This is a genomic window from Marinilactibacillus piezotolerans (genome assembly GCF_900114235.1).
GTDB classification, from domain to species: Bacteria; Bacillota; Bacilli; order Lactobacillales; family Carnobacteriaceae_A; genus Marinilactibacillus; species Marinilactibacillus piezotolerans.
The window spans coordinates 1-8,854 of the sequence record NZ_FOSJ01000069.1 but is presented as its reverse complement, the minus strand read 5'-3'; the positions used below and the strand labels follow the sequence as shown (position 1 = coordinate 8,854).

Here is an 8,854-nt window from a genome sequence, read left to right as displayed (position 1 = left end):
TAGTACTCACTTTTTCAAAAGCAAAAAAACTCTCTAAATCCCTGAAAAATAAGGGGTTAGAGAGTTTTTGTTTTAATTAAGTGTCAAACTCGAGAGTATAACACTATCTCTATAGCCTATGCATCAAAAACGTAAACGTTTACTAAAAAAATATAAATTATTTAATAGTGTTTGGCATCATTCATCTTTATCTTACACCAAACCCTAACAACCGCGTACTTTTCTTACCTACTAATTTAAACATCATTGCCCTTTTAGCGAGCCTAACATCTAAGAATACATATAATGTAGTAAAAGAGCTAAGGCAGCGGGCCTTAGCTCTTTTACATCTATCCTTTTCTTTTCACGACTGACTTTTAGTCAGCACTTTAAAGACTTGATGGTTAACTATCTTAAAGTCAATCAACGACGCGCGGATTAAAAAACGTTTAGTTTTTACTTAAGAAACGGTGATACACGACTTTCACAATTTCCATCATCACAACCGCAAGGACCGCAAGACCAGCCGCAATACTCCAATCAGTCAGACCAAAGCTACTTGGAATTGCAAAGATTGAACGTAAGCCTGGAATAACGGTAATGAGATAAAGACCGAAACATAATGTGACTGCACCTAACACGTACTTGTTGGTGAATAAACCGACACCAAAGATTGTCTGTTTATTTGAACGCGCGGCAAATGTTTGTAAGGTCCGGGAAAGAATCAAGGTCGTAAAGGCCATCGCCACACCGACCTCAGTCGATGTTTGCAAGCCGATCAAGTGTGAAATAATAACTGCCACCCCGATAAATGATCCACGGGTAATGACAGACCGTAAGGTCTCACCGGCGAAGATCCCTTCATCAATGGAACGCGGTTCACGGTCCATCACGTCAGGTTCTGATTTCTCCATCCCTAAAGCAATCGCAGGTAATGAGTCATTAACTAAGTTAATAAACAACAGCTGCAGTGCCGTAAATGGATTAGGGAATCCCGCAATCACCGCAAAGAGAATCGCAATAATCGCCCCTAAGTTACCACTAAACAGATAAGCAATCGCCTTTTTAATGTTGTCAAAGACTGTCCGTCCAACTTTAACAGCATTGACGATCGATACAAAGTTATCATCGGTTAAAATCATCGCTGCCGCATCTTTACTTACATCGGTCCCACTACCCATTGCGACACCAATATCAGCTTGTTTTAAAGCTGGGGCATCGTTCACACCGTCACCGGTCATCGCACTAATGTTACCTTTTTTCTGCCATGCTTTGACGATGCGGATTTTATTCTCTGGTGATACACGGGCATAGACCCGAATATGTTCAAGCTTTTCTTCTAATTCAGCATCACTTAAGTGATCAAGTTCCGTACCGGTAAGCGCTAAGTCATCGTCATCAAAAATACCGATGTCTTTGGCGATTGCTTCGGCCGTTGTTTTATGGTCACCGGTGATCATCACGGTTTTAATACCCGCATGTTTTGTCTGTTCAATCGCCCCGTAGACAGCTTCACGTGGTGGATCAATCATCGCGAGAAGCCCGACTAAGACAAAGTCTTCTTCGTCTTCAAAGTTAATATCTGATGTACCTTCAGGCATTTCTTTAAAACCAAACGCAAGCACGCGCAGTGCTTGACGAGAATACGCTTCGTTTTGTTCATTTAAACGTGCCTTTCGTTCATCCGTTAATGGTTTGACTTCACCATTTTCTAATATTTTCGTTGCCCGTTTAAACATCACATCCGGGCCACCTTTAATGGACAAGAGTTTAGCACCTTCATAAGCGTTTAAGGTCGACATCAGCTTACGATCTGAATCAAATGGCACTTCGCTGATCCGTTCATAGCGCTCACGTAATGCTAAATAATCTTCGCCTGCTTTATTCGCATAATTAATTAAAGCAACTTCTGTTGGGTCACCAACTTCTTGACCTTTTGAATCAATATAAGAGTCATTACATAAGACGGCGGTATCAATCAGCAGACGTTCATCATCACTTAACGCATCAAGTGATGTCTCATCACCTTCAGAAAAAGTAAAGTGATGCATGACTGTCATTTTATTTTGCGTCAGTGTCCCTGTCTTATCGGTACAGATGACTTTCGTTGAACCTAGTGTTTCAACGGCAGGCAACTTACGAATAATCGCATGTTGTTTAGCCATTTTGTTTGTTCCAACCGATAACACAATGGTCACAATGGACTGCAAGGCTTCAGGAATAGCCGCAACCGCAACCGCGACCGCAAACATAAGGGCATTGAGGAGTTCGGGTGTTAAATCAACCGGTCCTTCGCCTAACCAAATTCTAAGGGCTTGGACTAAGAAAATCACACCTGACAGAATCAGAATCCAAAAACCGAGTTTACGACTAAACGCATCAAGTTTACGCTGGAGTGGCGTTTGTTTTTGTTCCGCTGTATTTAAGAGATTAGCAATCTTACCAATTTCCGTTGTTTTACCGGTTTCTGTGACGACGAAGGTTGCCCGGCCGTTGGTTACGAGTGAACTTGAGAAAACTAAGTTGATCCGGTCACCAAGAGCGACTTCCTCTTCAATCACCGCCACGTCTTTCGTGACGACTTGTGATTCACCTGTCAACATCCCTTCATTGACTTGAAGTGAACCAGATTCAAGTAAGCGACCATCGGCCGGAATATAATCTCCTGCTTCTAAATAAACGATATCACCTTTTACAAGTTCCCGAGCGGGAATCGTTTGTTTTTCACCATTACGTAAGACTTTCGCATTCGGTGCTGACATTTCTCTTAAAGCATCAAGTGAGCTTTCAGCTTTTTTCGTTTGGACCACACTAATGATCGCATTCATAATCAGTACGACCATAATAACGATTGTCTCAACGTATTCCCCGAGTAACATTTGTACACCGGCGGCAACGAGTAAGACAATCACCATCGCATCTTTAAAGGCATCTAAGAATAATTTCCAGGTAGATGCTTTTTGTTCTTGTTCAAGCTCATTATAGCCATCACGTTCGATACGTGCAGCTACTTCTCCGCTAGAAAGACCATCGATACTCGCTTGTAAGTCTTTTAACGTTTCTTCTTCTGTCTTTTGATAATAAGACATCCCTCTCACTCCTTCTTTAGGTATTCGTTCGTAAGCTCTTTATAATATTTACGTAAATAGTGCTTTGTAAACATAAGAAAGACCCTTACCAACAAACACCCATAGTGTTATATTGGTAAAGGTCTTGCCTACAACGGATGTTGCCAGTAATGCCGGAGATAAAGATCTCGTAATGACGACATTATTGTTAGAGCTACTCCCCTTTAGTTAGCTTAATTTTACCTGTAGTTTCACCGTTCGTCAAGTTAAACCGTGCGGTTTAACTAAAGTTTTACACAAACAAATGTGCCATTAATGACACACGTAAGGCAACAATTCGCGTTCAATTGCTTCTTTAAATTACCGCATTTTAATAAATAGATCAAACAGTTCCATTTCGCCTCGTTTAAACTTTTCGATGCCTTCAGTAAAGTAAGGCTCCAAGTCACCCTCGATATCAACATCAAGCGACAGTAATTCATATTGGATTTCCACATACAATGTTGCTACACAATGAAACTGTGTCAACCACTCTTCTTCTGTCATTGGACGGCATTCCATTTCTGTAAGTGCTGCGTGCATGACGTCCTACTTTTTCTAAACCTTCTTTATTGATTAAGGGACCGACATCAATACCATTTTCCAGACCGTTACCAACGTTAAGCTTTTTAACTTCTTCGGTCATTCGTCTAACAAGCTCGTCGTAAATACTTGATTGAGCATAAACGCGGTTAGCCGCGATACAGGTTTGTCCGCTATTTCTAAACTTAGCAGCCATTAACATCTCAACGGTTTGATCAAGATTTGCATCATCACATACAATTACTGGTGCATGCCCGCCAAGTTCAAGAGAAAGTTTCATAACTTGCTCAGCACCTTGTTTCATTAACAATTTACCGACAGGCGTTGAACCAGTAAACGTTAATTTACGAACGCGCATATCAGACATGACCGTTTCCGAGAATTTTTCCGGATTACCATTCACGACATTGAAAACACCCCTCGGAATACCAGCTTCTTCGGCTAATTCTACTAGTCTCATACACGTTAAAGGTGTTTCCTCGGGTGGCTTTACGATAAACGTACAGCCTGCCGCTAGCGCTGGACCCAGTTTTCTTGTAATCATCGCCGCCGGAAAGTTCCATGGGGTAATTGCTGCAACAATGCCCACAGGTTGTTTAATTACCTTAATACGATGGTTTTCCCTCTTACCAGGAATCATACGTCCATAAATTCGCTTACCTTCCTCGGCATACCACTCTATAAACGATGCTGCATATTGTACCTCACCTTTAGATTCTTTTAATGGCTTGCCATTTTCTTTTGTCATGATTTCGGCGATTTCATTTTCATGCGTCATGATGAGATCATAATATTTTCTTAGCACATCGCTACGATCTGCTGCTGACTTCTTGGACCATTTAGGGAGCGCTTGAGACGCTGCTTCAATTGCTTGTTTGGCATGTTCTTCATCAGCGTCAGGGACCGATCCAATGTATTCTCCTGTTGCAGGGTTGAATACTTTAATCTTTTTATAACTGTCACCAACCCATTGCCCATTAATATAGTTTAAATAGTCGAGTTGTTCTACCATTAAAACCCCTCCTTTTTGAAATATGCTTAAGTATTAAGCCTTTTATATATTTTCCATAATCTACTTTTTTTCATACGGTTTGTAGAGTTTTTCTTTGCGGAATCTACGGTAACATTGAACAAATCTGTGATTTTTTGGAACTTAAGTGGAAAATCTAAGACATGATATCTCATTTCCCGTCTAGTCCACTTGACAGATCATCCTATTTAAATGGGATTCTATAAATAACATTTACTCCTTTTCAATAAAATATACATTTGTTTGTTATATCATGTTATACTTTGAAAAAATGAATTTTTGAGGAGGATAACCCGATGTTCTATATCATTGCAGTCATTGTTTTAATCATTGACCAACTATGGAAATCTGCGATTGTCAAATGGATGGAAGTAGGTCAAACCATTCCTTTATGGGAAGGAGTATTCCATATTACTTCTCTTCGAAATAAAGGAGCAGCATTTGGAATTTTGCAAGGTCAACGCTGGTTTTTTATTATTGTAACGTTAATTGTTGTACTGGGTATCATTTATTATTTACAAACAGAAGGAAGGAATAACCGACGAATCTCTTTTGCCTTATCACTGTTGCTAGGTGGAGCATTAGGGAACTTTTTTGACCGCTTGATTAGAGGAGAAGTAGTAGATAGCCTTGATTTTCGGCTCATTGATTATCCTATCTTTAATCTCGCTGATGTTTTCATAGTTTCTGGTGTTGCTTTAATGATATTGGATATGTGGTTGGAAACTCGTACGGGGCAACAAAAACAGGAAAATGAAAAAGTATAGTTTAAAACGAGGATTTTTAGTGGAATTAGGAACACAAAAACCAAATATAAATGTACAAAAAATCGGTTCATTCGTAATATAGAGAACCGATTCTTTAATAGCTATTCAAAAAAGAAATACAAACCGACAAGAAATAATCCAACGCCAATTGCTTTACTCAAGAGTTTCTGCCACCTTACCATCCATCTGGTATTCTTCAATATCCTAGCCAACCATCCAATGATCAAAAAGGGCGTGCCATGTCCGATCCCATATACTAGTAACAAAAGGGTACTTTTAACTAATGACCCAGTAATTGATGCGAAGGCGATCATAGCAATAATCATAGGTGTTGTACATGGTGATGGTGTAAGGCCAAACAAGGTACCTAACGAGTAAGCCTTCATTATAGGATTACGAGGTTTTTGTTGTTTTTTTTCAGGTTTGGAATAAAAGGTAACAACTCTAAAAGGAAGTAACCCTAGAAAGTGATGAAGCCTTAAACCGAGAACATAAAATCCAATTAATAAAAATAAGAAACCTAGAAAATTATGAAATAAATCTTCATATTGTTCCGTCCATTCTAATACTTGCTCACCAAAAAAAATACTAACCACACCAAGAATCGTGAACGTAAGTGTAAAAGAAATCATAAAAGTCAAAGTGATGGGTAAAATGCTTTTGTTTTTAGATTCTCCTTTAAAAGCAAAGATACTGGAAGCCATCCCTAGCATACAGGGATTAAAGCTTGTCAATAATCCGACCGAAAAACTAACTATTAATGCAATAGAGAAATGTATATTTGCCAATTGGTCGATAATATGTGTCGCCCACTCCATTTTTATCACCCCTTGTACAAGACTATTTAAGGATGATAAATATTAGTCATATTTTTTAATAGAATTGGTGTTAACACTAAATAAAACTTAAACTTCCCTTTTATCAATATCAAACAATAAACGTCACAACGTAAAACAACAGAGGTTCCAGCAGCATTTAAATAAAAAACCGACTTTCAAAAAGTTGAGAATCGATTGTGATTAAATATCTGGAAAATCTCTTTTTAATTGTTTCCATAAAGGAATTGAACATTCAGGTAAGGTCTTGGATTCGAGTGACAGTCAATTCCAATCAAAACCACCAGTTCACACTGGTGGTTTTGATTTGTTCTAAATTAATGTACGAAAACCATTTATTTATGGTCATTTTTGTTTTATACTTATCCATGTTGGAGTCCTTTGTATTGGTCTTGGATAAGTCATCCAAGTACTAGTATAAAGGATTTTTTTTTGGCATGGAATAGTTAAAATTTTAATGCAACACTAGTGAGGTAGATATAGTCTCTTTTTTTTCCTTTATTGCCTGTTTGTTTAGAAAAAGAACCATGCTCAGTCCAATGAGACCTCCTATGTATAGAAGATGATCCAGGTTAAATAGTGTAATATACTCTCCGTATGCTGTCATTTCTATAGAATCTCCTTTTTATTGAGAAAAACACCCTCTTAAAATAAAGAAGGTGTTTCGATTGGATTAGTCTACTCGTTTATCTCCCATGAAAAATAAAGCAACTGTTCCTGGCCCTGTATGAGAACCAATAACTGTTCCAACACTATTGATTTCCACTTTTCCTATAAGTACAGGGAAGGATTGTTCGATTGCATCGGCTACTTTTAAGGCATCATTGTACACTGCGGAGTGGGTGATAAAGCATTTCCCATAGTAATCCGTCCCATTAACAGCTTGTTCTTCCATCTTTTTAACCATTTCTTTGATGACCTGTTTTTTACCTCGAATTTTTTTACGAGGTGTCAGTTCCCCTTTGTTATTCATGTTTAAAAGAGGAGCAATATTTAGCATGCCACCGAAAAAGGCAGAGGTTGCAGATATACGTCCCCCACGTTTGTAGTGAGTTAAATCTGTAGAGAAGAACCAGTGGTTGACATTTAATTTATTTTCTTCCACCCAGTCTCTCACTTCTTCCAGTGTGGCCCCTTCTTCTTTTTTGTCCACTGCATAGTCAAGTAATAATCCATATCCACCGGATGCAGCCAAAGAATCAACGACTTCAATCTTTCGGTCTGGAAAGTCTTCTAATAATTGTTCTCTAGCTATTGTGGCTGAGTTATACGTACCTGATAAGCCAGATGAAAACTCAATATGAAGAATATCCTTACCTTCTTCTAAGAAAGGGGTAAAGAAATCTACAAACTGGCCCACATTTACTTGAGATGTCGTAGGCATAGATCCTTCAGATATTCTTTGGTAGAAATCTTCAAATGATATGGATTGACCTAAGTCATCGGGATATTCTTTTCCATCTATCATAAAATGAAAGGGAACGTATGGAATATTTCTTTTTTCAAAGTATTCTAATGGCATATCTGCTGTAGAACTGCTTGTAATAATATAATTGCTCATAACCAGCTCTCCTTTTAACTTCTTTCTGTCATACTAATCTAACCTACCCAAAAAGTAAAGTGAAAATGAAAACAGAGTAGACGCATCTACTCTGTTTTCCTATATGTATTGCTCTAAATAATAAGTTCTCAACTGTTAACGTAACTTGAAACAGCTACTTCAAATTCAGGTGCTGGTCTATATCCCTTTTCCAACAATTCTTTTATGCAACACTATTGATTATTATTATTTTCTTCTGAGCCTAAATCAAAAAGTTTTTCCTCCATTGTAGAAACAGCTCTATCTAATTCTTCGTCTGAAAAAGTACTAATAACGTCTCTCAAATTATCTGCTGTAGAATTAATTGCAGAAACAGAAGCTTTATAGGTGCCTACATCTCTAAAGTTATTTTCGTATACAATCAAAAATCCGTCTCTAACATATATATTATTGTCTTTTACTGTCCATAGGTAGTGCGTGAGGTATTGAATTTCTCTTAGCAGAGAAAAAGAAAATCCTAAGCCTATAGTATCTATTTCCTCAAAACTAATAATGTTCTCCAATTCTCCGTCTATATAGACGTAAGTAGTGTTATCTGCTAAAAATTCATTAGCCGAATGAAATCCTATACGCTCATTAGTCTCTGGATTTTGAAGTATCTTCTCAAATTCTCTACTGCCATTTGTAATTCTTGCACGGTAGTCATCTAAGTTAATTCTTTGGTTCTGTTGCAAAGTTTTAAATAAAGAATAAAATCCCTTACGGTATCTATGATTTAAGCTGGGATTCCCAATAATACCTTGATTTCAGTACAGACCGAAAACCCGAAGAGAGTGCCTTCTTTTCGGGTTTTCTTATATAATCCTCGAATGGCTTCCATGCCTTTAATCGTGGTAGAGGCAGTGCGTAAACTTCGATAGAATTTATTGCGTCTCTTTACTGGACGATGGTCTTGTTCAATCAAATTATTCAGGTATTTAATGGTACGATGTTCTGTCCCTTGATAAAAGCCGTATTCTTTTAGTTTCTTAAAGGCACTTGTAATAGAGGGG

Annotated in this window: 7 protein-coding genes and 1 pseudogene; 1 reads left to right on the top strand and 7 read right to left on the bottom strand. The window is 38.1% G+C overall.

Features of this window, described 5'->3' with window-relative positions; all coding sequences use genetic code 11:
• Nucleotides 1–428 precede the first annotated feature (428 nt).
• The 3 genes from BM212_RS11365 to BM212_RS11360 all read right to left on the bottom strand — a co-directional run bounded on the left by BM212_RS11365 (nt 429) and on the right by BM212_RS11360 (nt 4,641).
• A complete protein-coding gene (locus BM212_RS11365; RefSeq protein WP_072693705.1) occupies nt 429–3,068 on the bottom strand; it encodes a cation-translocating P-type ATPase in 2,640 nt (879 codons plus the stop codon).
• Nucleotides 3,069–3,407: 339 nt separating this feature from the next.
• Nucleotides 3,408–3,542 carry a hypothetical protein gene (locus tag BM212_RS12935; RefSeq protein ID WP_257786582.1) on the bottom strand — a complete coding sequence of 45 codons (135 nt, stop codon included), beginning with the start codon at nt 3,540–3,542 and terminating at the stop codon, nt 3,408–3,410.
• Entirely contained in the window at nt 3,526–4,641 is a 1,116-nt protein-coding gene (locus BM212_RS11360) for an NAD-dependent succinate-semialdehyde dehydrogenase (RefSeq protein WP_072693704.1), read from the bottom strand. The genes BM212_RS12935 and BM212_RS11360 overlap by 17 nt, the downstream gene beginning before the upstream one ends.
• 314 nt (nt 4,642–4,955) lie before the next feature.
• On the opposite strand from BM212_RS11360, the gene lspA reads away from it, so the two are divergent.
• On the top strand, nt 4,956–5,426 hold the full coding sequence (lspA, locus tag BM212_RS11355; RefSeq protein WP_072693703.1) for a signal peptidase II: 471 nt from the start codon (nt 4,956–4,958) through the stop codon (nt 5,424–5,426).
• Between the two features lie 101 nt (nt 5,427–5,527).
• On the opposite strand, the gene BM212_RS11350 is transcribed toward lspA, so the two are convergent.
• The 4 genes and pseudogenes from BM212_RS11350 to BM212_RS11335 all read right to left on the bottom strand — a co-directional run.
• Nucleotides 5,528–6,244, bottom strand: a complete 717-nt coding sequence (locus BM212_RS11350) for a cytochrome c biogenesis CcdA family protein (protein ID WP_072693702.1) — start codon at nt 6,242–6,244, stop codon at nt 5,528–5,530.
• 691 nt (nt 6,245–6,935) lie between these two features.
• The gene (locus BM212_RS11345; protein WP_091898631.1) at nt 6,936–7,823 is read right to left on the bottom strand and encodes a DegV family protein; all 888 of its coding nucleotides are present in this window, start codon (nt 7,821–7,823) and stop codon (nt 6,936–6,938) included.
• 212 nt (nt 7,824–8,035) lie between these two features.
• Nucleotides 8,036–8,536 carry a hypothetical protein gene (locus BM212_RS11340; protein WP_072693700.1) on the bottom strand — a complete coding sequence of 167 codons (501 nt, stop codon included), beginning with the start codon at nt 8,534–8,536 and terminating at the stop codon, nt 8,036–8,038.
• A gap of 41 nt (nt 8,537–8,577) precedes the next feature.
• Nucleotides 8,578–8,854 (bottom strand): annotated as a pseudogene (locus BM212_RS11335) (IS6-like element IS1216 family transposase); the annotation flags it as partial.

Excerpts from the sequence above, each read along its gene's own strand:
- BM212_RS11350 (WP_072693702.1), bottom strand. The coding sequence starts at position 6,244 with ATGGAGTGGGCGACACATATTATCGACCAATTGGCAAATATACATTTC.
- BM212_RS11365 (WP_072693705.1), bottom strand. The coding sequence starts at position 3,068 with ATGTCTTATTATCAAAAGACAGAAGAAGAAACGTTAAAAGACTTACAA.
- BM212_RS11360 (WP_072693704.1), bottom strand. The coding sequence starts at position 4,641 with ATGGTAGAACAACTCGACTATTTAAACTATATTAATGGGCAATGGGTT.
- BM212_RS11345 (WP_091898631.1), bottom strand. The coding sequence starts at position 7,823 with ATGAGCAATTATATTATTACAAGCAGTTCTACAGCAGATATGCCATTA.
- lspA (WP_072693703.1), top strand. The coding sequence starts at position 4,956 with ATGTTCTATATCATTGCAGTCATTGTTTTAATCATTGACCAACTATGG.